1 protein-coding gene is annotated in these 412 nt (G+C 58.0%); it reads right to left on the bottom strand.

What is annotated here, in order from left to right; all coding sequences use genetic code 11:
- Positions 1 to 213: 213 nt before the first annotated feature.
- Positions 214 to 412: hypothetical protein (locus EXE44_RS18345; protein ID WP_137718071.1), on the bottom strand; the 199-nt coding region annotated here is incomplete at its 5' end.

Raw genomic sequence — 412 nt, 5'->3', positions numbered from 1 at the left:
GAAGGATTCGTTCGCCGCCCTCTTCCGCCACTCGTGCGTGAAGATCGTTGATTTCGAGAGTAGCCATGTGTATTCTCGTGCCTCGTACCTCGATAGTGGGTGTTGAGGGGGTTAATGGTTACGCATTTCCCCGTCAAAAATCGCAGATCGATCAAGAAATTTTCTTTCGATCGAAAACTGCTTTCGACGCGGCGCCTTTCGCCTCGCCGTCGGTCACATGAACGAGCCGAGCCCGGTCTGCTCCTGCCCGGTCTTGACCTCCTCCCACGACATCCCGAGCGCCTCGATGACGCGCTCTATCGGGCCTTTGAGGGTCTTGTCCAGCATCTTCTCCCAGTCGACCTCGAACTCGTCGGGCACCTGGTCGGCGTACTGGAAGCAGATCACGTCCGCGTCGCGCTTGAACTCCCCG

Origin of the sequence: Halorubrum sp. SS7 (genome assembly GCF_005435055.1) — an archaeon.
Taxonomy (GTDB): Archaea; Halobacteriota; Halobacteria; order Halobacteriales; family Haloferacaceae; genus Halorubrum; species Halorubrum salinarum.
This window is presented reverse-complemented; position numbering and strand designations above follow the sequence as displayed.